This is a genomic window from Halomonas korlensis, from assembly GCF_900116705.1.
Lineage (GTDB): Bacteria > Pseudomonadota > Gammaproteobacteria > Pseudomonadales > Halomonadaceae > Halomonas > Halomonas korlensis.
This window is the reverse complement of the sequence record NZ_FPBP01000012.1, coordinates 40,862-61,599: the sequence shown is the minus strand read 5'-3', so window position 1 is coordinate 61,599 and position 20,738 is coordinate 40,862. Positions and strand designations below refer to the sequence as shown.

21 protein-coding genes and 4 tRNA genes are annotated in these 20,738 nt (G+C 63.3%); 12 read left to right on the top strand and 13 right to left on the bottom strand.

The window, feature by feature from the left end:
* Window positions 1–2: 2 nt before the first annotated feature.
* The 5 genes from BM341_RS15175 to BM341_RS15155 form a co-directional block, all read right to left on the bottom strand.
* Window positions 3–1,397: an FAD-binding oxidoreductase gene (locus tag BM341_RS15175; protein ID WP_089796910.1), complete on the bottom strand. Its 1,395-nt coding sequence runs from the start codon at window positions 1,395–1,397 to the stop codon at window positions 3–5.
* 55 nt (window positions 1,398–1,452) lie between these two features.
* Window positions 1,453–3,066: an ABC transporter ATP-binding protein gene (locus BM341_RS15170; protein ID WP_089796909.1), complete on the bottom strand. Its 1,614-nt coding sequence runs from the start codon at window positions 3,064–3,066 to the stop codon at window positions 1,453–1,455.
* A 21-nt stretch (window positions 3,067–3,087) separates the two neighbouring features.
* Window positions 3,088–3,924, bottom strand: coding sequence for an ABC transporter permease (locus BM341_RS15165; protein WP_089796908.1), 837 nt, complete (start codon window positions 3,922–3,924; stop codon window positions 3,088–3,090).
* Window positions 3,921–4,898: an ABC transporter permease gene (locus BM341_RS15160; protein WP_089796907.1), complete on the bottom strand. Its 978-nt coding sequence runs from the start codon at window positions 4,896–4,898 to the stop codon at window positions 3,921–3,923. Before BM341_RS15160 ends, BM341_RS15165 begins: the two co-directional genes overlap by 4 nt.
* Before the next feature lie 85 nt (window positions 4,899–4,983).
* The gene (locus BM341_RS15155) at window positions 4,984–6,537 is read right to left on the bottom strand and encodes an ABC transporter substrate-binding protein (protein WP_089796906.1); all 1,554 of its coding nucleotides are present in this window, start codon (window positions 6,535–6,537) and stop codon (window positions 4,984–4,986) included.
* 173 nt (window positions 6,538–6,710) lie between these two features.
* Between BM341_RS15155 and BM341_RS15150 the strand changes: the two genes are divergently transcribed.
* Genes BM341_RS15150 through BM341_RS15140 form a run of 3 tightly spaced genes read left to right on the top strand, consistent with a single transcriptional unit; the run spans window position 6,711 to window position 9,729 of the window.
* The gene (locus BM341_RS15150) at window positions 6,711–7,397 is read left to right on the top strand and encodes a GntR family transcriptional regulator (RefSeq protein ID WP_089796905.1); all 687 of its coding nucleotides are present in this window, start codon (window positions 6,711–6,713) and stop codon (window positions 7,395–7,397) included.
* Between the two features lie 15 nt (window positions 7,398–7,412).
* Window positions 7,413–8,678, top strand: coding sequence for an ArgE/DapE family deacylase (locus BM341_RS15145; RefSeq protein ID WP_245784292.1), 1,266 nt, complete (start codon window positions 7,413–7,415; stop codon window positions 8,676–8,678).
* 19 nt (window positions 8,679–8,697) lie between these two features.
* Complete coding sequence (locus BM341_RS15140) at window positions 8,698–9,729, top strand: M20/M25/M40 family metallo-hydrolase (protein WP_175507884.1); 1,032 nt, start codon at window positions 8,698–8,700, stop codon at window positions 9,727–9,729.
* 28 nt (window positions 9,730–9,757) lie between these two features.
* Here BM341_RS15140 and BM341_RS15135 read toward each other — a convergent pair whose 3' ends face one another.
* The 4 genes from BM341_RS15135 to BM341_RS19680 form a co-directional block, all read right to left on the bottom strand.
* Window positions 9,758–10,087 (bottom strand): hypothetical protein, encoded by a 330-nt coding sequence (locus tag BM341_RS15135; RefSeq protein WP_089796902.1) that lies wholly within the window; start codon window positions 10,085–10,087, stop codon window positions 9,758–9,760.
* A gap of 119 nt (window positions 10,088–10,206) precedes the next feature.
* Window positions 10,207–10,644, bottom strand: a complete 438-nt coding sequence (locus BM341_RS15130) for a FadR/GntR family transcriptional regulator (protein ID WP_089796901.1) — start codon at window positions 10,642–10,644, stop codon at window positions 10,207–10,209.
* The gene (locus BM341_RS19400) at window positions 10,641–11,417 is read right to left on the bottom strand and encodes an ABC transporter substrate-binding protein (protein ID WP_245784291.1); all 777 of its coding nucleotides are present in this window, start codon (window positions 11,415–11,417) and stop codon (window positions 10,641–10,643) included. Before BM341_RS19400 ends, BM341_RS15130 begins: the two co-directional genes overlap by 4 nt.
* A gap of 4 nt (window positions 11,418–11,421) precedes the next feature.
* Window positions 11,422–11,547, bottom strand: a complete 126-nt coding sequence (locus tag BM341_RS19680) for a hypothetical protein (protein WP_281246501.1) — start codon at window positions 11,545–11,547, stop codon at window positions 11,422–11,424.
* Between the two features lie 208 nt (window positions 11,548–11,755).
* Here BM341_RS19680 and BM341_RS15120 point away from each other — a divergent pair, with 208 nt between their 5' ends.
* From BM341_RS15120 to BM341_RS15110, 3 genes are all read left to right on the top strand, one after another.
* Window positions 11,756–12,424, top strand: coding sequence for a DUF1028 domain-containing protein (locus tag BM341_RS15120; protein WP_089796900.1), 669 nt, complete (start codon window positions 11,756–11,758; stop codon window positions 12,422–12,424).
* Between the two features lie 191 nt (window positions 12,425–12,615).
* On the top strand, window positions 12,616–13,071 hold the full coding sequence (locus tag BM341_RS15115) for a tellurite resistance TerB family protein (RefSeq protein ID WP_089796899.1): 456 nt from the start codon (window positions 12,616–12,618) through the stop codon (window positions 13,069–13,071).
* 95 nt (window positions 13,072–13,166) lie between these two features.
* Window positions 13,167–14,408 (top strand): NAD(P)/FAD-dependent oxidoreductase, encoded by a 1,242-nt coding sequence (locus BM341_RS15110; protein WP_089796960.1) that lies wholly within the window; start codon window positions 13,167–13,169, stop codon window positions 14,406–14,408.
* 56 nt (window positions 14,409–14,464) lie between these two features.
* Here the strand turns inward: BM341_RS15110 and BM341_RS15105 are convergent, their stop codons facing one another.
* Complete coding sequence (locus BM341_RS15105; RefSeq protein WP_089796898.1) at window positions 14,465–14,890, bottom strand: hypothetical protein; 426 nt, start codon at window positions 14,888–14,890, stop codon at window positions 14,465–14,467.
* Window positions 14,891–15,029: 139 nt separating this feature from the next.
* Here BM341_RS15105 and pyrC point away from each other — a divergent pair, with 139 nt between their 5' ends.
* Window positions 15,030–16,070 (top strand): dihydroorotase, encoded by a 1,041-nt coding sequence (pyrC, locus tag BM341_RS15100; RefSeq protein WP_089796897.1) that lies wholly within the window; start codon window positions 15,030–15,032, stop codon window positions 16,068–16,070.
* 29 nt (window positions 16,071–16,099) lie between these two features.
* Here the strand turns inward: pyrC and mtnN are convergent, their stop codons facing one another.
* The 3 genes from mtnN to folD all read right to left on the bottom strand — a co-directional run bounded on the left by mtnN (window position 16,100) and on the right by folD (window position 18,332).
* Window positions 16,100–16,837, bottom strand: coding sequence for a 5'-methylthioadenosine/S-adenosylhomocysteine nucleosidase (gene mtnN / locus BM341_RS15095; RefSeq protein WP_089796896.1), 738 nt, complete (start codon window positions 16,835–16,837; stop codon window positions 16,100–16,102).
* Window positions 16,838–16,870: 33 nt separating this feature from the next.
* Window positions 16,871–17,338: an S-ribosylhomocysteine lyase gene (locus BM341_RS15090; protein WP_089796895.1), complete on the bottom strand. Its 468-nt coding sequence runs from the start codon at window positions 17,336–17,338 to the stop codon at window positions 16,871–16,873.
* A 115-nt stretch (window positions 17,339–17,453) separates the two neighbouring features.
* Window positions 17,454–18,332, bottom strand: a complete 879-nt coding sequence (folD, locus tag BM341_RS15085) for a bifunctional methylenetetrahydrofolate dehydrogenase/methenyltetrahydrofolate cyclohydrolase FolD (RefSeq protein ID WP_089796894.1) — start codon at window positions 18,330–18,332, stop codon at window positions 17,454–17,456.
* Window positions 18,333–18,548: 216 nt separating this feature from the next.
* Between folD and BM341_RS15080 the strand changes: the two genes are divergently transcribed.
* The 5 genes from BM341_RS15080 (at window position 18,549) to tig (ending at window position 20,706) form a co-directional block, all read left to right on the top strand.
* Window positions 18,549–18,625: transfer RNA gene (locus BM341_RS15080), tRNA-Pro, on the top strand.
* Between the two features lie 67 nt (window positions 18,626–18,692).
* Window positions 18,693–18,769, top strand: a tRNA-Arg gene (locus tag BM341_RS15075).
* Window positions 18,770–18,835: 66 nt separating this feature from the next.
* Window positions 18,836–18,910: transfer RNA gene (locus tag BM341_RS15070), tRNA-His, on the top strand.
* Window positions 18,911–18,942: 32 nt separating this feature from the next.
* Window positions 18,943–19,017: transfer RNA gene (locus tag BM341_RS15065), tRNA-His, on the top strand.
* Window positions 19,018–19,326: 309 nt separating this feature from the next.
* Window positions 19,327–20,706 (top strand): trigger factor, encoded by a 1,380-nt coding sequence (gene tig, locus BM341_RS15060; protein ID WP_089796893.1) that lies wholly within the window; start codon window positions 19,327–19,329, stop codon window positions 20,704–20,706.
* The last annotated feature ends 32 nt before the right edge of the window (window positions 20,707–20,738 follow it).

Sequence of the window (20,738 nt, the reverse complement as noted above, 5' to 3'; positions counted from 1 at the left end):
ATTCATCCAGAGTAATGGGCCAGCACCTTGTGGCGATTGAGCAGGTGGTGGGGGTCGAGGGCCTGCTTGAGCGTATGCATCAGGGCGATCTCTTCCGGGGTGCGCGACAGTGCCAGGTAATCGCGCTTCTCCAGGCCGATGCCGTGTTCGGCGGACACGGAGCCACCCAACGCCGCCAGGGGCGTGTAAACGCATTGCTCCACGGCGCGGCGAGTTTCGGGGTCGGCGCTGCCGACGCTGATGGAAAGATGCAGGTTGCCGTCGCCCAGATGGCCGAAGGTGACCAGACGTGCCGCGGGCCATTCGCGGATGAGCGCCGCTTCGAGCGCGACGATATAGTCGGCCATCTCATGGATCGGCAGGCTCACGTCGAAAGTGAGCAAGGGGGTGAGTGCGGCGATCAGCCCCTCGATGTCCTCGCGTATCGCCCAGATACCTTGTCGTTGGATAGCGGAATGGGCAATGACCGCATCACTGATCAGCTCGTCTTCCAGGGCCGCTTCAAGCGATTCCGAGAACAGCCGGGTATGGTGATGAGAATCCTGGCCCAGCGATTCCACAATGACGAAGAAGGGTGCCTCGGGGGCAATCGGTGGGGTATGCCGTCCGCTCTCGGTGGTCAGCAGCCGATAGTGGCTTTGCCACATCACCTCGAAGGCCGCCAGGCTGCCCCCCAGTGCATTGCCCATCCGGGCGAGCAGGCCGGTGAGTGCCTTGAACGAGTCGCAGGCCACCAGTGCAGTCTGTACGTCGGGCGTGGCCGGATGCAGCCGCAGCACCGCGCGGGTGACGATTCCCAGCGTGCCTTCGCTGCCGATGAAGAGTTGCTTGAGGTCGAAGCCGGCGTTGTTCTTGAGCATGCGGCTCATCGAGCTGACCACGCTGCCATCGGCGAGCACGGCTTCGAGCCCCAGCACCTGCTGGCGCATCATGCCGTAGCGGATCACCCGCACCCCGCCAGCGTTGGTGGCGATGTTGCCGCCGATGGTGCAGCTGCCGCGGGCGCCTAGGTCGAGCGCAAACTGCAGGCCCACCGCCTCGGCGGCTTCCTGAACAGCCTGCAGGGGCGCGCCGGCCTGCACGGTCAGGGTGGCGCCGATGGGGTCGATATGCTCGATGGCCGTCAGGCGCTCCAGCGATATGGCTAGCTCGTCGGGTTCGACGTCGGCGCCATGCACCAGGCCGGTAAGGCCGCCATGGGCGACCACGGGCTGGCGTGCGGCGTGGCACAGGCGCATCACCGCGGCGAGTTCCTCGGTCGAGGCGGGGCGCACGATGGCCCGCCCTCGACACGACGCGCCGCTGAGCCAGTCTACCGGCCGCCGGCTGACATCCTCGCCTGTCAGGACGTTGCCGGCGCCTACCAGGGCCTCGATGTCGGTCAGCAGGGCATCCATCGGTCTTCCTTTCGCAAAGTGAGACGGCGCGATCATCGAGCGCTGTCGATCGGGTTCAGGCGCTCGCCAGTGACGGTTCGCGCCCCGGAATGGCTGCCAGCAGCTCGCGCGTATAAGCCGCCTGGGGATTGAGGAAGACCTCGCGCGCACTGCCCTGCTCGACGATGCGGCCGTGCTGCATGACCAGGATCCGGTCGCAGATCTGCGCGGCGACCCGCAGGTCATGGGTGATAAACAGCAGCGACAGCGAGAGCCGGTGCTTGAGGTCTTCGAGAAGCTCGAGGATCTGCGCCTGGATCGACACGTCCAGCGCCGAGACTGCTTCATCGGCGACGATCAGCTCGGGGTCGAGCGCCAGCGCCCGGGCAATGCCGATACGCTGGCGCTGGCCGCCGGAAAATTCATGGGGAAAGCGATCGGCGACGCCGCCCAGGCCGACCAGCTCGAGCAGCTGGTCGGCCTGCTTCAGCGCCTTGTCGCGCGGGACACCATTGGCGATCGGACCCTGGGCGATGGCCATGCCCACCCGGGTGCGCGGGTTCAGTGAGGCGTAGGGGTCCTGGAAGATCATCTGCACGCGCCGGCGCTCGCGACGCAGGGCCTCGCCCTTGAGCGAGGATAAATCGATGCCGGAAAGCGCAAGGGTACCGCTATCGGGACGTTCCAGACGCACCACGCAGCGCCCCAGTGTCGACTTCCCCGACCCCGACTCGCCGACCACGCCGAGGGTCTCGCCCGGTGCGAGAATGAAGCTGACGTCGTCCAGGGCGTGGACTTCGCGTGACGACTTGAAGAGCCCACCGCGGGAGCGAAACACCTTGTGCAGATGGCTGACTTCCAGCAGCGGCGCGGGTGGGTCCAAGTAGCGACTCTCGGGAATGTGATTGCCGGGAATCGCCTCGATCAGCGCCCGGGTGTAGTCATGCTGGGGCCTTTCCAGCACGTCGCGGGCCGCACCAAGCTCGACAATGCGCCCCTCGCGCATCACGCAGACGCGGGTGGCGATCTCGGCGACCACGCCGAAGTCGTGGGTGATGAACATCATCGCCATGCCATGGCGTCGCTGCAGGTCAGCGATCAGCTCGAGGATCTGAGCCTGGGTGGTAACGTCGAGTGCGGTCGTCGGTTCATCGGCAATCAGCAGTTCGGGTTCCAGCGCCAGCGCCATGGCGATCATGACCCGCTGGCGCTGGCCGCCGGAGAGCTCGAAGGGATAGGCGCGGATGGCCTTCTCGGGCTGGGGAAGGCCGACTTCGATCAACAGCTCCAGGGCACGGCTCTGGCGCTCGGCCGGGGTGAGCCGGTTATGCGCCTCGAACACCTCGCCGATCTGGGCGCCCACGCGCATCAGGGGGTTCAACGCGGTCATGGGTTCCTGAAAGATCATGCCGATGCGCAGGCCTCGCAGCTTGCGATGTTGCTTCTCGTCGAGCCGCAGCAGGTCCTGACCGTCGAAGAGGATCTCGCCGGCGGTGGCCCGCACCCCCTTGGGCAGCAGGCCCATGACGGCGTTGGCGGCCATGGACTTGCCGGAGCCGGACTCCCCCACCACGCAGAGGATCTCGCTGCCGTGGACATCGTAACTGACATCCTCGACGGCATAGCGGCGATCGGCCCCCTTGGGCAGGGCCAGCGTCAGGCCGCGAATACTCAGTACCGGATCACTCATGGGATTCTCCTGGTCAGGCGACTACTGGCGCTCGCGGGCGAGTTTGGGGTTCAGGGCGTCATCGAGGCCTTCGCCCACCAGATTGAGCGACAACACGGTGAGCAGGATTGCCACCCCCGGAAAGAAGCTCAGCCACCAGGCCTGGCGAATCACGGTGCGTGCCGCACCGATCATATAGCCCCAGGACATCACATTGGGATCGCCCAGCCCCAGGAAGGACAAGGCCGACTCGAGAAGAATCGCGGTGGCAACCATCAACGAGGCCAGCACGATGATCGGCGACAGGGTGTTGGGCAGGATCTGACGCAGGATGATGGTCAGATCACCCTGGCCGACCAGCCTTGCGGCCTCGACGTATTCGCGGTGGCGCAGCGACATGAACTCGGCGCGCACCAGGCGAGCGACCGGGGGCCAGCTGACCAGGGCGATGGCCAGCACGATCGAGGTCACGCTGGGCTGCATGATCGCTACCAGCACGATGGCCAGGGCGAAATTGGGAATGGTCTGGAAGAACTCGGTGAAGCGCATCAGGGCGTCGTCGATCAGGCCACCGTAGTAGCCGGCGATGGCGCCCAGCGGTACGCCGATGGCCAGCGCGACCGTGGTCGAGACCAGGCCGATGAGCAGCGACACCCAGGCGCCGTGCATCAGGCCTGATGCCACGTTGCGACCCATGGTGTCGGTGCCGAGCAGGAAACCTTCCTGCTCGAGGGGAGGCAGGAAGGGTCGCTGGACCATGCGCCAGGGCGATTCGGGAAAGATCAGCGGGGCCAGTATCGCCATCAGGATGATCGACATCAGGATGATCAGCCCGATCAGGGCGCCGCGGTTCTGAGCAAAACGGGCGAGGAAATTCATGATCCCTCCTTGATGCGCGGGTCCGCCAGGCGATAGACGAGATCGGTGATGATGTTGAAGACAATCACCAGGGCCGCCGAGAAGAAGAAGATCCCGAGCAGCAGGTTGTAGTCACGCTGCTGCAGCGCCTCGAACATCAGCCGGCCGATACCCGGCCAGGCGAAAACGGTCTCGGTGAGGATGGCGCCGCCCACCATCTGCCCGGCCTGCAGGCCGGCGAGGGTGATGATCGGCAGCAAGGCATTGCGCAGGATATGGCGCCGCTGTATCACGCTGTTCTTCAGCCCCTTGGCCCGGGCGGTCTTGACGAAATCCTGCTGGCTGGCCTCAAGCATCGAGGCGCGGGTCATGCGCGTGTAGATCGCCATGAAGAACAGCGCCAGGGTGGTCGCAGGCAATATCAGATGCTTGCCGACATCAAGCACCAGGGCCAGGCCGGTATGTCCGGCGCCGACGGTATACAGGCCATAGGCGGGCAGCCAGTCAAGGTAGACCGAAAAGACCACCACCGACATCAGGGCGACCCAGAACAGCGGTGTGGCGTAGAACAGCAGCGCCAGCGCCATGATCAAGGAGCCGGAGGGTTTCTTGACGCGCGCCGCGGCCAGTGAGCCGGCGACGATGCCCAGCACCAGCGACAGCACGAAGGCGGTGCCGGTCAGCAACAGGGTGGCGGGAAGCCGCGCCAGGATCAGGTCGAGTACCGGCATCTGCTGGCGATAGGAATAGCCGAAATCGAGCGTGGCGACCCCCGAGACATAGCGCCAGAGCTGGACATAGAGTGGCTGGTCGAGCCCGAAGCGTTCGCGCAGCTGTCGCAGGAACGCTTCATCGGTGGCGCCCGCTTCACCGGCGAGAATGGCGGCCGGGTCGCCGGGAGCCAATTGAATTAGAAAGAAATTCAGGATGATGATCATGAACAGCACGATCACGGCCTTGAAGAGCCGTGAGGCGATCAAGCGGGCGTAGAGCATGGGGTTGCCTCTGACGACGTCGGGGCGAGCATTGGGGAGAAAGAGGGCGGTGAGTGCCGCCCTTCGTCACGTGGTGAGAGGATCATCAACGATCGAGCCACGTATCCTTGAAGCTGTCGTTGACGCCTACGCCGGAGGTCACCAGGTTCTTGACGTCGCAGCGGTAGATCGTCGGGAAGCCGAGCTCCAGCAACCAGCCCACCGGCACGTCTTCCTGAAGGATTTCCTGGACCTCGTGATACAGCGCCTCGCGCTCCTCTTCGGGATAGGCGGTCGCCGCCTCGTTGAAGAGCTCGTCGACCTTCTCGTTCTGGTAGCCTTCGACGTTGTTCCAGGGCGAGCCTTTCTCGATATTCGTAGAAAGATAGGTGCGCGAGATGCCGAGCGCCGGATCGCCGTACTGGTAGAGGTAAGTGAAAGCGAGATCGAAGTCCCAGTCGCCGAGTCGCTGGTTCCAGCCGCCCACATCAGTGGCCTCGGTGGTCACTTCGATGCCGACCTCCCGCAGGTTCTGCTGTACGGCTTCCGCCCAGCGCGTCCAGGTCTCGCCGTAGGGGAGCGGCAGCAGGCGAACCTCCTCGCCGTCATAGCCCATCTCGTCGAGCAGCTCACGGGCCTTTTCCGGGTCGTGATCGTAGGGCTCGAGGTCTTCTTTCTGGAACTTGGCATTGGAGCCGAAGGCGCCGAGCGGCACCTTGCCCAGGCCATTCCAGAGCACGTCACGGGCGAACTCGCGGTCCATGGCGTACATCACCGCCTGACGGAAGCGCTTGTCAGCGGTGGGTCCCTCGCGATTGTTCATCCACAGCATGGCGAAGGGGCTGAAGTATTCGTGGCCTTGCTCGGTCACGCAGGTGTTGTCCATCTCGGTGAGGCGCGGGATGTCGAAGTTTTCCACGGTGCCGTAGGGCAGGACATCCACCGTGCCATTCTCGTAGGCAATGGCTCGTGAGGCGCCATCGGGAATGATGTGCCAGTTGATGCCATCCAGGTAGGGCAGCCCTTCCTCGTAGTAATCCTCGTTCTTGACCAGCTTGATGACCGTGCCGCGATCCCATTCGTCGAACTTGAACGGCCCGGTGCCGATGGGGTGATTGTTGGCCTCGTTGTTGCGAAAGTCGGTACCGGCATAGATATGCTCGGGCACCATGGTGAACGTGCCGGCCTCGAAGGAAAGGGGGAAGGGGCCAAAGGGTTCGGCGAGCGTGAATTCGACGGTGTAGTCGTCGATAGCCTCGATGGATTCGATGTGCTGCAACACGGCACGGGCACTGGGATTGAGATCACGATGGAAGACGTCCGCCGAGAACACCACGTCCTCGGCATTGAATGCCTCACCATCGTGCCAGGTCACGTCTTCGCGCAGATGGAAGGTCCAGGTGCGGCCATCGTCGCTGACCTCCCACTCCTTGGCGAGCTGCGGCATGGGTTCCAGGTCGGTGGTGTAGCGCATCAGGCCTTCGTAGATATTCCCGGCTACCGTGCGGGTCGGGGCGTTCTGGATCATCCCCAACACCAGGCCAGGGGGTTCCGGCTGGATGATGGTATCGATCACCCCGCCGGATTTCGGCTCTTGGGCAAGGGCGGAGGTGACGTTCATGGCCGCAGCGGTGATGGCCAGGGCAAGGGGAGTCTTCATGAAGCATTCCTCGATTGTTTGTTGTAATCACACTGGAAGTTATAGCTCACCTTGTTTGAAGCTAGCAGGCGCAACCCAGGCTGTCGACAGTCGACAAGTTGTGGCTATCCGCCATACTGACTCCATGACAACATGCCCCATAACCCCTCGTTACATAGAAGGAACGCGCCGCAATGCCACGAACGACCGCGACCAATAGCGGCGCCTTCATTCAGCCGACCAACCTCGTCGAGCAGGTCGCCGACTATCTGACGCAGGCGATCATCGGGCAGCGTTTCGCCCCAGGAGAACGACTCTCCGAGGTACAGCTCGCTAGAGATCTGGGGGTCAGCCGCGCCCCGGTCCGCGAGGCGGCACGGTTGCTGGAAAGCCGCGGTCTGCTGGTGTCGAAGCCGCGCAAGGGCGTGTTCGTGCGCGCCCTTGATGCGAGTGAACTGAACGATATCTATGACCTGCGGTTGTGCCTGGAGCGACATGCCACGGAGCGTCTGACCGTTTCTTTCACCGATGAGATCGAGGTCTCGCTACGATCCCAGGTCGAGAGGCTATGCGAGGCGGCGAGCCATGGCGACGAGACGCAGCGCATCGAGGAGGACCTGGCCTTTCATCGCCTGATGATCGCCTGGACCGGCAATCGTCGCCTGCTCACGTCTTTCGATGCGCTTTCGCATGAACTGCGCCTCTGCATCACCCTGATCACCAAGACCCACGAGGACCCCGACAGCATCGCCGAGTGCCATCACCTGCTGCTCGACGCGCTGAAAAGCGGCGATACGGGGCGATGCCGAGAGGCCGTCGATTACCATATCGGGGTGGCGCGCGACTATGTGATCAAGGCCGTGGCGGAATCTCGAACCTGAGAGGAGTCGACGATAATGCAGGATAGAGAACGCCGGGTGCTGGCGCAGTGCGACGAGGTTCTCGACCAGACACTGGAGATGACGAGCGATCTGGTGCGCGAGTACAGCGTGCTTGGCCATGAGAGGGGGGCGCTGGAGGTGATGGAAGGGTGGTTCGAGCGCCTGGGGCTGCCAGTGGAGCGCATCCCCCTCGATGATCCTTCGCTGGCGCAGAATCCGCATCATGCCCCGGTGGATTGGCCCCTGGGGAACCGCTATAACCTGGTGGCAGCGCTGAATCCCGAGGCCAGCGGGCCTCACCTGGTGTTCAATGGCCATCTCGACGTGGTACCGGCGGAGCCCACCGATACCTGGACTCGGCCACCCTGGGAGCCGTGGCAACAGGAGGGCTGGCTTTACGGCCGCGGCGCCGGCGACATGAAAGCCGGGATTGCGGCGATGGTGATGGCAGTCCATGCGGTACGCCAGGCCGGCGTCGAGATCCGCCTGCCCCTTACCCTGCAGACGGTGATCGAGGAGGAGTGCAGCGGTAACGGCGCCCTGGCGTGCATACATCGTGGCCATGGTGGCGATTTCGTGTTGATTCCCGAGCCGTTTGGCGCGCGCATCTACTCGGGGCAGGCTGGGGTAGTGCGCTTTCGCGTCCGCGTCGACGGCGTGCCGGCCCACGTGCTGGATACCTCCGCCGGCAGCGACGCCATCGAGACCATGCAACGCTTGTTCCCCGCGCTCAAGAAACTGGAAGCGGAGCTCAATGCCGAACGCCTGCCGCCCTATGACGTTATGGCGCATCCCTTCAATCTCAATATTGGTCGCTTCGAGGGGGGCAACTGGGCTTCCAGCGTGCCCGCCCATGCGGTGATCGAGGGGCGTATCGGCTTCGCCCCGGAGGCCTCGCCGGCGAGCGTGATGCAGCGCCTGGTCGTTGCGGTGCAGGACGCTCATGTGGAGCTCGAACTTCCTGGCGAGCCGCCGCGGGTGGACTTTCATGGCTTCCGCTCGGAGGGCCATCTCGTCGATCTTGAGAGCCCCGGTGTCTGCCTGCTGGAGGCCTGTCACCGCGCACTTACCGGGCGCGACGCCGAGCACTACCTCTCCACCTGCACCACCGACCTGCGTGCCTTTCATGTCGCGGCGGGTGTCGCCGGGACCTGCTACGGCCCGGTGGCCGAGCGCATCCATGGCGTCGATGAGCGTGTGAATATCGAATCGATCCGTCACACGCTCAAGGCCTATGCGCTGTTTCTCTGTCGCTGGCAGCAACAAGTCGTTGCACCATGAGCGGCGGGGAGGAGATTTTATGTCCACTCTCGATCCCGACTATCTTCTCGACTGTCTGACCCAGATGCTGGAGATCCCTTCGCCTTCGCTGCACGGCGAGGCGATGGTGGCCTGGCTAACCCCACGGCTCGAGGCCGCCGGGCTGGCGGTGACGCACACGGTGCGAGGTGATCTGCTCGCGCAATGGCCCGGCGATTCGCCGCGTCGGGCGATCACTACACACCTGGACACGCTGGGGGCGATGGTGGTGCAGCTCAAGGCTAGCGGGCGCCTGGCGGTGCGCCCGATCGGCCACTGGAATGCCCGTTTCGCCGATGGCGCCAGGGTACGGGTGCACGGCGATGACCAGGGTGTCGCGGCGCTGGGCACGCTGTTGCCACTGAAGGCCTCTGGGCATGTCTACAACGAGGCGGTGGACGCGCAGCCCTCGGCATGGGATCACCTCGAGCTGCGTCTCGATCTGGTCGATACCACGCCAGCGGGGCTTGCCCGTCAGGGCATCGAGGTAGGCAGTCTGGTCAGCATCGAGAGCCAGACGCGCCTCACCGATACCGGCTTCATCAATGCCCGTCATCTCGACAACAAGGCGGCGATTGCCTGCGTGCTGGCGGCGCTGCGGGCCGGGGCGAGCGTAAAAGGCACGCGGTTGGTCTTCTCCTGTGCCGAGGAGCTGGGCATCGGCATGAGCCGTCCGATGCTCGAGGGTATCGAGGAGGTGCTGAATCTGGATATCGCCGCCCAGGGCGAAGGCCAGAACCTCTGCCACGATGGCGTCACTATCGCCATGATGGACTCATTGGGACCGCTGCATCCGCGGGCCACCCAGGCGCTGCTGCGACTCTGCGAGCAGCACGGTATCGCCCACCGCCGTGACTGCTTTCCGTACTACTTCTGTGATGGTGATTCGGCATCCCAAGCTGGCATGGATCTGCGTAATGCGCTGGCCTGCTTCGGCGCCGATGCCTCCCATGGCTGGGAGCGCGTGCACATCGATTCCTTGATGGCGCTGTCCCGGCTGGTGGAGGTGTGGCTGGCCACCTCCGACCGATGATGCGCTCACCCGGTGATCCGCCGAGTCGTCAGTCCCGCGACGCGTCGGGGTCATGTTCTGCCTCGCCGGAGCGATATGACAAGTCGGGACGATATGACAAGTTGCGCAGCGCCAGGTATTCGCGGCTGGGGCCTTGCGTTGATGCCTCGTCGGCCTTGAAGAATGCCTTGTCGAGCATCGCTTCGCGTGACTCCATCAACGCCTGGGCCGTGAGCATGTGGTCGGCCATGATGGTCCGTGCCTCGTCGATGTTTCCCTGGCGCAGGGCGCCAAGCAGCTGGCGCTGGTAATCGTGTCCGCGGCGGCGTAGCTCGGGGTAGGGTTGCTGGTAGATGCGCTGGCAGGTGGTCAGGCTCATCAGCAGGCGAATCGGGAAGCAATCGGGAAGCGGCACATTAGGGCAAGCAGCGGATTGGGACAGTAGTCAACGAGCAGCAGGTGAAACTCCAGCTCCTTGATGCGCTGCAGGCGCTCTTCTTACAGCGAGGCGGGCGGGTGGTCGTAGAAGGCCATGACCGCCTCGAGGCGCGCGAACGCGTCGTCGTCGAGAACGCCGCCGAGGCTTGCCACCAGTGTTGGCTCCAGCTGCTTTCTGACCTCGTAGATGTCGTGGATCGTCGGTGGGCGAAAGAAGAAGTAATTGCCGAGCAGCTCCATGGCGCGGTTGTCGCTTGCCTCGGCGATGAAGGCGCCGCCGCCCGGGCCGGTGCGCGTCTGCAGCAGCCCCTCGGATTCCAGGCCGCGCAACGCCTCGCGGATCGTGCCCTTGGCGGCGCCCAGCGCCTCGACCAGATGTGACTCCTGGGGCAGCCGGTCGCCCGGCCCGAGGCCATGCACGGCGATGTACTCCTTGATGGCCTCGCCGATCACTTCGGTACGCTTGCGACGCTGGGGCTGACGCGTGGGTCGGTTCATTCGCGGCCTTCCGCCACCGCCTGGATCGGCGGGCCGCCGGGAATCGGCGCGCTGCCGAGCAGCAGCCGGGTGTAGGGGTGGGCTGGCAAGTGGAACAGCTGGCGGGACGGGGACTGCTCGATGACACGATCGAAGTACATGACGGCGATGCGATCGCTGATGGTCTCGACCACCGCTCCCTGCGTCGCGGGATCGGTGATGCCGAGCGGCTTGATATACCGCACCCGGCGGCCGGCGTCGGTGGCGATGAGCTCGATGTCGCCGCGCCGACAGGCCGGCTCGACAAGCTCGCAGTGATCGGCGAAGGCGCAGCCTTCCGGCACCGGCGGAACCTCGACCATCATCATCTCGGCCACGCGGGTATTGGCATCGGTGATCGGCCGGAAGACCACGGCCTCGAGCGACGGCGGGCCATCCCAGTAATTCTCGTTGCGGCTGGCGACGACTCGGCTGTTGCTCTCCCACTCCTCGAACCGAAACGGGCCGGTGCCGGACGGGTTGCGCCCGAAATTCTCGCCGTGCTCCTCGACCGCCGCGGGCGAGACGATCAGGCCGGTGGGATAGGTGAGGTTGGAGAGGAAGGGCGCATAGGGTTTATCGAGGGTGAAGGTGACTTCATGTTCGCCGGTCGCCTCGACCTCCGCGATCGCATCGAAGAAGAAGGCGAGCGGGAAGGGGCCGGTATCGTGATAAGGATGGTCCTCATCGAGCATGCGCTCGAAGTTGAACACCACCGCCTCGGCATTGAAGTCGCTGCTATCGTGGAAGACCACGTCGTCACGCAGGGTGAAGGTATAGATAGAGGGTGCCGTCTTCGCTGATGGACCACTCGCGGGCCAGCGGAGGCTCGACATTCATGGTGCCGTCGGCGTAGCGCACCAGGCCGTCGTAGAGGTTCATCATGATGCGAAGGTCATCTTGTCTCTCCTGATGTCCTTGTTGTCGATCGGCAAGGCAGACGAGGGGTTCTTGTGAGCGGCGGTGTTCTTTGTCAGCGCGAGCGGCTAGGCTGAACATATCGCTTTATTTATCATGACAAATTTGCCTCTATACCTATGGCACAGCCTCGGTGACCCTGCAAGTTGCCCTCGGCGCTGTTCTGGAGCTCGCCATGACGTTCAGCCTGATCGCCATCGATCACGCTACCCAGGCGCTCGGTGTTGCCTGCGCGACGGGAGGGCCGGCACTCGGGGGGTTCGTCCCGCACTTGTTGCCCGGTGTGGGGGCATGCATCACGCAGGGCTACAGCACTAATGTACTGGCCGCCGAACGCGGGCTCGACTTGCTGGCCCAGGGTTGGTCGATCGAGGCCGTCATCGAGCAATTGCGAAGCGATGACCGCGGCCAGGCGTTTCGTCAATTGGCGTTGATGAACGTGGCGGGCGAGAGCAGTGGCTGGACCGGCGACAGCAACGAGCCGGCGATGGCGATGCACCTCGAGCCTGGCTTGGTGGTCGCCGGCAACATGCTCGGCAATGCGCGGGTAGTGCCGGCGATGGTGGCGGCGTTTCGCGAGGGCAACGCAAGAGGCGAGACATTGCCCGAGCGGTTGCTGGCCGCCCTGGCGGCCGGCGAGCTCGCCGGAGGCGACTATCGCGGCGTACGCTCGTCGGCGCTCAAGGTACGCGCGAAGGGTGGCATCCCGCTCGATCTGCGCATCGACGATGCGCACGACGCCGTCCCCGCCCTGGTTCGACTCTATCGGCGTATTCAGGACGATGCGGACTTCCAGGCCTTTCTGGCACGGCTACCTACCGCCGAAGCACCGCATCGCCACTGAAGCCCCGCTCGATACGCGCAGGAGACTGCTCATGAGCCCCACGCCTTCCAATGACTCTTTTGGCAAGCGTCTGATGGCGCGCCTCGACCAGGCCGCTGCGTTTCCCAGCCGGGGGCCGGGGTGAACGTCCTCGGGTGTGTTGAGTCTGAGGGGCGTGCATTGTCGGGAGTCATTCATGTCGGGAGAGGGTCATGATCGATAGAATTCAACGCTTCTTTCAGCAGTCGCTGGCGCAGCCAGGCAGTGAGTCCGGGACTGCGCCGAGTCTTGAGCTCGCGACGGCGGCGCTGCTGTGCGAGGTGGTGCGCGCCGATTACCATATCGATGACGCGGAGCTCGATGCCCTGCATCGGCTGCTCCAGTCGCATTTCGGGCTCTCCGATGCCCAGGTGGTCGAGCTGATGGAGATGGCCCAAGAAGAAGTGGACGATGCCGTCGATCATTACCAGTTTGTCAGCCTGATCAAGGACAATTACGACTACGCGCAGCGTTGTGAACTGATCGGGATGATGTGGTCGCTGGCGCTGGCCGATGGCGAGCACCACCATCTGGAAGAGCATCGGATCAGACGACTCGCCGATCTGCTGCACGTGGCGCATGCCGATTTCATTCGTGGCAAACTGCAGGCCCAGGGCAGCCAGGACTGACGGCACCCATAGACTCATGACAGGCCGATGGACACCCGCCGTTTTTTAAAAGGCATCCAGCGGCGAAGATGAACACCGGCATGCAGGAGAACATCATGTCTCGCGAAATCATCGTTGTTGGGGCCGGGATGGTCGGGGTATCGATTGCCTGGCATCTGGCTCGTCGTGGCCACTCGGTGGTCCTGGTGGACCGACGCGAGCCGGGGCGTGAAACCTCCTTCGGCAACGCCGGCATCATCCAGCGCGAGGCGGTCAAGCCATATCCGTTCCCGCGTGATCTGGGCACCCTGGCACGAGTGCTGCCGAATCGCGCCGTGGATATCCGTTACCGGATCGGCGGTGTCATGGGGTCGGCGCAGTCACTGCTGGGCTACTGGCTCAATTCTTCACCGCGCCGCTACGAGGAGATCGTGCCCGAGTACGCCTCCCTGATCATGCTGTCTCTCGAGACGCACGGTCCGATGATCGAGGCGGCGGGCGCCGAGTCGCTGATCAGCAAGCAAGGGTGGCTCGAGCTCTATCGCAGTGCCGAGAGGCTCGATAACAAGTTGCGCGATGTCGAGGAGGTCACCGAGCGATTCGGTGTGGGACATCGATTGCTCAATGCTGCCGAGCTGAAAACCCAGGAACCACATCTGTCGGGAGATCTGGCCGGCGCCATCCATTGGACCGATTCTTGGACGGTCAGCGATCCCGGTGCGCTGGTACACGCCTATGCGCAAGCCTTTCAGGCCGAAGGTGGTCGTCTGGTGCGTGCCGAGGTGCGTGACATGGCGCGCTCGGGGCAGGGCTGGCGAGTGACGACCGATGACGGCCCGCTCGAAGGCAGCGATCTGGTAATGGCCATGGGACCCTGGTCGGGTGACTGGCTGGCTCGCCAGGGCTTATCGCTGCCGCTTTTCGTCAAGCGTGGCTATCACATGCATTACGCGTCGCGCGAGGGTGCGCATCTCAATCATTGGATCATGGATGCCGAGATCGGCTACTTGCTGGCGCCGATGCATGCCGGGATTCGGTTGACCACGGGTGCTGAGCTGGCGCCCCGCGAGGCGCCCGCCCACTACGGCCAGCTCTCGGCGGCCGAGGCCGTTGCACGCAAGCTGTTTCCGCTGGCGGAGCGCCTTGATCCCGAGCCCTGGAAGGGCGCGCGTCCGTGCTTTCCGGACATGAAACCGGTGATCGGCCCTGCGCCGGGCATCGAAGGGCTCTGGCTCGCCTTTGGCCATGGGCATCAGGGGTTCACGCTGGGTCCGGCGACGGGACGCCTGCTGGCCGAGATGATCGACGGTGAGTCGACGGCGGTCGATATGACGCCATTCCGGGCCGATCGGTTCTAGTGGCCGGTTCTGCTGGAGAGCGTTTCAGGCAGGGCTCGGTTCAGGCTGAGTGCGTTTCAGACGCCGGCTTCTCGGCGTCGGTTGAGGCGGTGCATGATCCACTTGACCAGCAGGGTCAGCACGAAGACGCCCCATCCTGCGGTCGCCATGGCGTTGAACAGCAGCATCTTCTGCTCGCCATCAAGCGGCGTGAAGAGGATCTCGATGACGATGGCGATCAGGAAGGCCAGCGTCAGAGGCAGAGCGAGGATATGCATCCACATTTCGGTGCGGCGCTTACGCACGTGATAGCGGCGCAGCAGCACGCGAATGGGGCGATGCACGAAGCTGACCAGAATCATGCTCCCCAGCGCCAGCAGGGCGGCCAGGAAGGGTTCGATGCTGCCGAGGTGGGCGGAAATGCTGATGGACCAGAAGACCACCAGCCACATCAGCCCGGCCAGCGTGGCGACCAGATCAGCATATTGGCGCACCTTGGGCATGCAGTCTCCCTCGATTGATCTGGCGGCATGATACGGGAAAACCGCCACGGAGGAAGCCCTTGGCGGGCTTGGCAGGTCAACGCCGTCGCGTTGCTGCGGTATACTGACGCCATCTCGCTCACTGACTTCAGGAGTCGCCGTGACTTCGATCACCCTGACCCGCCCCGACGACTGGCATCTGCATCTGCGCGATGGCGAGGTGCTCGACGCCGTGCTGGGCGCCAGTGCCCGGCAAATGGGCCGCGCGATCATCATGCCCAACCTCACGCCGCCGGTCACCACGACCCAGCAGGCGCTTGCCTACCGTGAGCGAATCCTGGCGGCGTTACCGGACGGCAGTCGCTTCGAGCCGCTGATGACACTCTATCTCACCGACGATACGCCAGCGGCCGAGATCGAGCGGGCCAGCGCCAGCGGTCTGATCCATGCCGTCAAGCTCTACCCCGCGGGGGCGACCACCAATTCCGCCTCAGGGGTGACCGACCTTGCCCATTGCGATGGGGCAATCGCCGCGATGGCGCGGCTTGGCATGCCGCTGTTGATGCATGGAGAGGTGACCCATGCCGACATCGATATCTTCGATCGTGAAGCCGTGTTCATCGAGACGGTGCTGGTGCCGCTGCTCGAGCGTCACCCCGACCTGAAGGTGGTCTTCGAGCATATTACCACCCGCCAAGCCGCCGAATTCGTCGCCAAGGCACCTGCCAACGTGGCCGCGACCATCACCGCGCATCATCTACTGTTCAATCGCAACCACATGCTGGTCGGTGGCATCCGCCCGCATTATTACTGCTTGCCGATCCTCAAGCGTGAGCGCCATCGGCAGGCGCTGCTCGAGGCGGCGACGTCCGGTTCCGGCAAGTTTTTCCTGGGCACCGACAGTGCGCCTCATGCCCAGGGCGACAAGGAAAGCGCCTGCGGCTGTGCCGGCGCCTATACGGCGCCGGCTGCCATCGAGCTTTACGCGACGGCCTTCGAGCAGGTCGACGCCCTGGAACGGCTGGAAGGTTTTGCCAGTCACCATGGCCCCGATTTCTACGGCCTGCCGCGCAATGCGGATACGATCACCCTGGTGCGAGACGCCTGGCAATTGCCGACGTCGTTGCCCTATGCCGGTGGCAGGCGCATCGTCCCCTTGATGGCCGGCGAGTCACTGGCCTGGAAGTTCAGTACCCAGTGATCTGCCCCAGCAGTTAGTGACGCAACTGGCTAGCTGGGCATGGGGTCGGCACAGAGGGCATCTTCCAGGGCCAGGCGTTCGACCATGGCCACGACCATGCGCGCCGAGTGGTCAGCCGCCTTCTCGAGAAACTGCGCGAACGAGAGATGGTTGTCGACCCCGCCGGCGATATCCGACAGCGAGCGAATGACCACGAAGGGGCAGTGATAGAGATGGCATGTCTGGGCGATCGCCGCGGCTTCCATCTCGGCGGCCAGCATGGTGGGAAAGCGCGAGCGTGTCTTGGCGACCAGTTCGGGGCAGGCCATGAAGACGTCACCGGTGGCGATCAGCCCTTCGACGACCTTGACTTCCCCGAGTGACTCGACGCATTCCCGCGCGATCGTGATCAGCCTGCGGTCGGGTCGATAGGCGGCCGGCATGTCAGGTACCTGGCCGTGCTCGTAGCCGAACACCACGGCGTCGACGTCGTGGTGGCGAACCTCTGTCGACACCACGACATCACCGATGGCCAGCCCTTGGCCGAAGCCACCGGCAGACCCGGTGTTGATCACGACCTGGGGTCGATACATGTCCAGCAACAGCGTGGTGCCCACTGCGGCGTTGACCTTGCCGATGCCCGATTGAAGGATCACCACGTCGATGTCATGCAGGCGGCCGATATGAAAGGTCGAACCGACATGCGTCGTCGTCCGGCGATCTTCCAGCATGGCGGCCAGGCGATCCACTTCCTGGGCCATGGCGCCGATGATGCCAATTCGTTTCATGGATTCAGTGTGCTCCGCACGGTCGTGAGTGGATCAGGCAAAGACCTGTGTCCATTCATCGCGCTTGGCCAGAAAACCGCGGGCGATCTCCTTGGCGCCTTCGAGGCTGTGGCTAGCCGCCCAGCCACACTGCATCTCGTTGCAGGCAGGGACTTCCTCGGCGACAAGTACGTCCTCGAGGGTCTGCTGCAAGAGGCGCAGTACATCGTCGTAGTCGTCGTGGTTGATCATCGCGACATAGAAGCCCGTCTGGCAGCCCATTGGGCTGATGTCGACCACCTTGTCGGAATGATTGCGCGATAGCTCGGCCATCAGGTGTTCCAGGGAGTGCAGTGCGGGCATCTCCATGTGGGCCTGGTTGGGCTGGCAGATGCGCATGTCGTACTTGTGAATACAATCGCCGTTCTCGCCGGCCTTGATGTCGGCGAGGCGGATATAGGGTGCCTTCACCTTGGTGTGATCCAGGTTGAAGCTCTCCACGTTCATCTTTTCGCTCATCAATGACCTCTTGTCCGGTAATGAAATCAAGCGCCTATTCTAGCGGGAAGCCGATTCAAGCGCGATGGCAAGTCTGGTGCAATGGTAAGCCCAGCGCGATGGCAAGCGCCGAGCATCATCAGACGGGTTGTATGCCCGAGGCCATGGCATCGTGGCGCTCTGCGGCGATCAAGGTGTTTTCCAGCAACGAGGCGACGGTCATCGGACCAACTCCGCCCGGCACCGGGGTAATCCAGCTGGCGCGTTCTACTGCCGGTGCAAACTCGATGTCACCGATCAGCCGGCCATCATCCTCGCGGTTGATGCCGACATCGATGACGATGGCACCATCGCGAACCCATTCCCCCTTGACCAGCCCCGGCTTGCCAACCGCCACGACGAGAAGCTCGGCGCGCCTGACGTGCGATTCGAGATTACGGGTGAAGCGGTGGCAGACGGTGGTGGTGCAACCCGCCAGCATCAGCTCCAGGGCCATGGGGCGGCCGACGATGTTGGAGGCGCCGACGACGGTGGCGTCGAGCCCGCGGACATCCAGTCCACTTTCCTCCAGCAAGGTCATCACCCCCTTGGGCGTGCAGGGGCGAAGCATGGGCAGGCGCTGAGCCAGGCGGCCGAGATTGTAGGGGTGGAAGCCGTCCACGTCCTTGTGGGGCAGGATGCGCTCGAGGATCGGGCGTGAATCGAGATGCGCAGGCAACGGCAACTGGACCAGGATGCCGTCGATGCGGGCATCATCGTTGAGTTCGTCGACCAGCGCCTCCAGCTCCGCCTGGGAAGTGGCCACGGGGAGCTGGTACTTCAAGGATTTGATGCCGGCCTCTTCGCAAGCACGATGCTTGTTGCGTACGTAGACCGCCGAGGCGGCGTCCTCACCGACGAGTATCACCGCCAGGCCCGGCACCCGTGCGCCGGCTGCCCGTCGATCGCGGACCTGAAGGCCGACTTGCTGGCGAACTCGAGCGGCAATGGCCTTGCCATCGATCAATTGGGCGGTCATCTGGCGTCCCCTGGTGGTCTATGGTGATCGAAGTGGGGGCCGGCGAAACGGCCTCCCCAGGCTGGAAAGGTCGCTGATTTTCGCATGTCGGACCGTTCAGGCAAAGCGCCGTCCTATGTTAATGACGGCGTCTGGCTTGACCCACCGCTAAAGATGAGTAGAATACGCAACGCTCGACGAGGCCCCTGCGGCGCGTCTGGGCCGTTTGACGACCGGCGGGGTGTAGCGCAGCCTGGTAGCGCGCCTGCTTTGGGAGCAGGATGTCGGGGGTTCGAATCCCTCCACCCCGACCACAATATATTGATTGTAAAGAGAAATGCTCAATCGATAGTTGTGGTAGAGTGCCTTGGAAAGTAACATGCGCTCATAGCTCAACCGGATAGAGCAACGGCCTTCTAAGCCGTAGGTTGCAGGTTCGAGTCCTGCTGGGCGCGCCAGCGAGGCGTCAAGTGGTGTAAGGATTTGCAGCGGTCGAGTCAGTATCAAGTCCCGTATCGACGATGGTGGATGTAGCTCAGTGGTAGAGCCCCGGATTGTGGCTCCGGTGGTCGTGGGTTCGATCCCCATCATCCACCCCATTTCGATACCCGCATTACCCGTCAAGGCAGTGGTGGATGTAGCTCAGTGGTAGAGCCCCGGATTGTGGCTCCGGTGGTCGTGGGTTCGATCCCCATCATCCACCCCATTTGCCTGGTCTTTTCGTGATCTCCCTCTTGTTTTTTGCTCCCCGTTGTAATGAACGAACGTGCCCCTCGACAATCGAAGGAGCGCCGTTGCCTTGTTGTTTGCCATGTCGTTTTGGTCGAAGCCAACCTTTGCCCTGATTGAATCACAGCTTTACGGCATATTTTTGCGCCTCGGCGCCTTGTATTACTGCCTTGCGCCCCCATTTCACCGGCAAGGCGCTTGCCAGTGCCAGGAGGGATTCATAGAATCGCTCCTTTGACGTTTTTCACGCACCCAACAGAACGCCCCAGTCGGTAGAGGACATTTCATGCAAGTTTCCGTCGATACGACCTCCCAGATCGAGCGCCGCATCACCGTGCAGGTGCCGGCCAACGAGATCGATGAGGCCGTCGCTGCCCGTCTCAAGGATGCCGCCAAGAACGTGCGAATGGACGGGTTCCGCAAGGGCAAGGTGCCGATGTCGGTCATTCGTCAGCGCTACGGTAGTGACGTGCGCAACGAAGTGGTGGGCGAAGTGATGCGTGAGCGCTACGTGCGCGCGATCAGCGACGAGAATCTCAATCCGGCCGGCTACCCGAATATCGAAGCTACCGTCAATGAGGCGGGCAAGGATCTCGAGTTCACCGCGACGCTTGAGATCTATCCGGAAATCGAGCTTGCCTCCATCGCGGGCACCGAGGTCGAGCGTCCGGTGGTCGAGGTCACCGAGGCGGATGTCGACGAGATGATCGAGACGCTGCGCAAGCAGAACGCCTCCTGGGAAGCGGTCGAGCGGGCTGCCGAGGATGGCGATCAGGTAACGATCGACTTTCAGGGCTTTCTGGGCGACGAGCCATTCGAGGGCGGTAGCGCCGAAGGTCACCAATTGGTGATAGGGTCAGGCAATTTCATTCCTGGCTTCGAGGAGCAGCTCATCGGTGCCAAGGCCGGGGAAGAGAAGACACTCAAGGTGACTTTTCCGGAAGATTATCAGGCCGAGAATCTGGCAGGCCAGGAAGCGACTTTTCAGGTCAAGGTTCACACGGTCAGCGGTCAGGCGCTACCCGAAGTCGATGCCGAATTCGTCAAACGCTTCGGCGTCGAGGATGGCGATCTCGACAGGTTCCGCAAAGAAGTCAAGCAGAACATGACGCGCGAGGCCAGCCAGGCCGTTGATAATCGCGTCAAGCAGCAGGTGCTCGAGGCGCTCAAGAAGGCCAACGAGATTCCGGTACCGCAGAATCTCGTTCAGCAGGAAACCGACGGGCTCAAGCGTCAGGCCGCTCAGCAGTTCGGTCTCGGCGAGGACTTCGATGTCAGCCAGTTGCCTAATGAGCTATTTGCCGAGCAGGCCAAGGGCCGTGTTCAGGTGGGCCTGTTGCTTGCCGAAGTGATCAAGACCCATGACGTCGACGCCAGCGATGACGAGATCAAGGCCAAGGTCGAAGAGCTCGCCCAGCAGTACCAGGAGCCCGAACAGGTCGTCGAGTACTACATGGGTAACGAGCAGATGAAGACCCAGGTCAAGTCCGCCATCCTCGAGGAGAAGGCTGTCGATATCCTGCTGGAGCAGGCCTCTGTCAAGGATGTGGAAATGAGTTACCAGGAGGCCCTGGCGGCAGCACAGCAGCAAGCTGAAGTCGGCGATGACGCCGAGGATGACGCTGAAGAGCAAAGCGAAGAAGGCAGTGACCAGGCCAAGGCCTGATGGCTGCGACGCCTCGTGCACTTCAGGCGCGG

Coding starts and splice junctions, on each gene's coding strand:
- BM341_RS19680 (WP_281246501.1), bottom strand. CDS start 11,547: ATGATGAACCTCTACGACGGCCTGGTGCGCTACGCCGACGGCACCATG.
- folD (WP_089796894.1), bottom strand. CDS start 18,332: ATGACCGCCCAATTGATCGATGGCAAGGCCATTGCCGCTCGAGTTCGC.
- BM341_RS15140 (WP_175507884.1), top strand. CDS start 8,698: ATGTCCACTCTCGATCCCGACTATCTTCTCGACTGTCTGACCCAGATG.
- BM341_RS15170 (WP_089796909.1), bottom strand. CDS start 3,066: ATGAGTGATCCGGTACTGAGTATTCGCGGCCTGACGCTGGCCCTGCCC.
- mtnN (WP_089796896.1), bottom strand. CDS start 16,837: ATGAAACGAATTGGCATCATCGGCGCCATGGCCCAGGAAGTGGATCGC.
- BM341_RS15105 (WP_089796898.1), bottom strand. CDS start 14,890: ATGCCCAAGGTGCGCCAATATGCTGATCTGGTCGCCACGCTGGCCGGG.
- BM341_RS15175 (WP_089796910.1), bottom strand. CDS start 1,397: ATGGATGCCCTGCTGACCGACATCGAGGCCCTGGTAGGCGCCGGCAAC.
- BM341_RS15110 (WP_089796960.1), top strand. CDS start 13,167: ATGTCTCGCGAAATCATCGTTGTTGGGGCCGGGATGGTCGGGGTATCG.
- BM341_RS15115 (WP_089796899.1), top strand. CDS start 12,616: ATGATCGATAGAATTCAACGCTTCTTTCAGCAGTCGCTGGCGCAGCCA.
- BM341_RS15120 (WP_089796900.1), top strand. CDS start 11,756: ATGACGTTCAGCCTGATCGCCATCGATCACGCTACCCAGGCGCTCGGT.
- BM341_RS15155 (WP_089796906.1), bottom strand. CDS start 6,537: ATGAAGACTCCCCTTGCCCTGGCCATCACCGCTGCGGCCATGAACGTC.
- BM341_RS15145 (WP_245784292.1), top strand. CDS start 7,413: ATGCAGGATAGAGAACGCCGGGTGCTGGCGCAGTGCGACGAGGTTCTC.
- tig (WP_089796893.1), top strand. CDS start 19,327: ATGCAAGTTTCCGTCGATACGACCTCCCAGATCGAGCGCCGCATCACC.
- BM341_RS15135 (WP_089796902.1), bottom strand. CDS start 10,087: ATGAGCCTGACCACCTGCCAGCGCATCTACCAGCAACCCTACCCCGAG.
- BM341_RS15165 (WP_089796908.1), bottom strand. CDS start 3,924: ATGAATTTCCTCGCCCGTTTTGCTCAGAACCGCGGCGCCCTGATCGGG.
- BM341_RS15130 (WP_089796901.1), bottom strand. CDS start 10,644: ATGAACCGACCCACGCGTCAGCCCCAGCGTCGCAAGCGTACCGAAGTG.
- BM341_RS15150 (WP_089796905.1), top strand. CDS start 6,711: ATGCCACGAACGACCGCGACCAATAGCGGCGCCTTCATTCAGCCGACC.
- BM341_RS15160 (WP_089796907.1), bottom strand. CDS start 4,898: ATGCTCTACGCCCGCTTGATCGCCTCACGGCTCTTCAAGGCCGTGATC.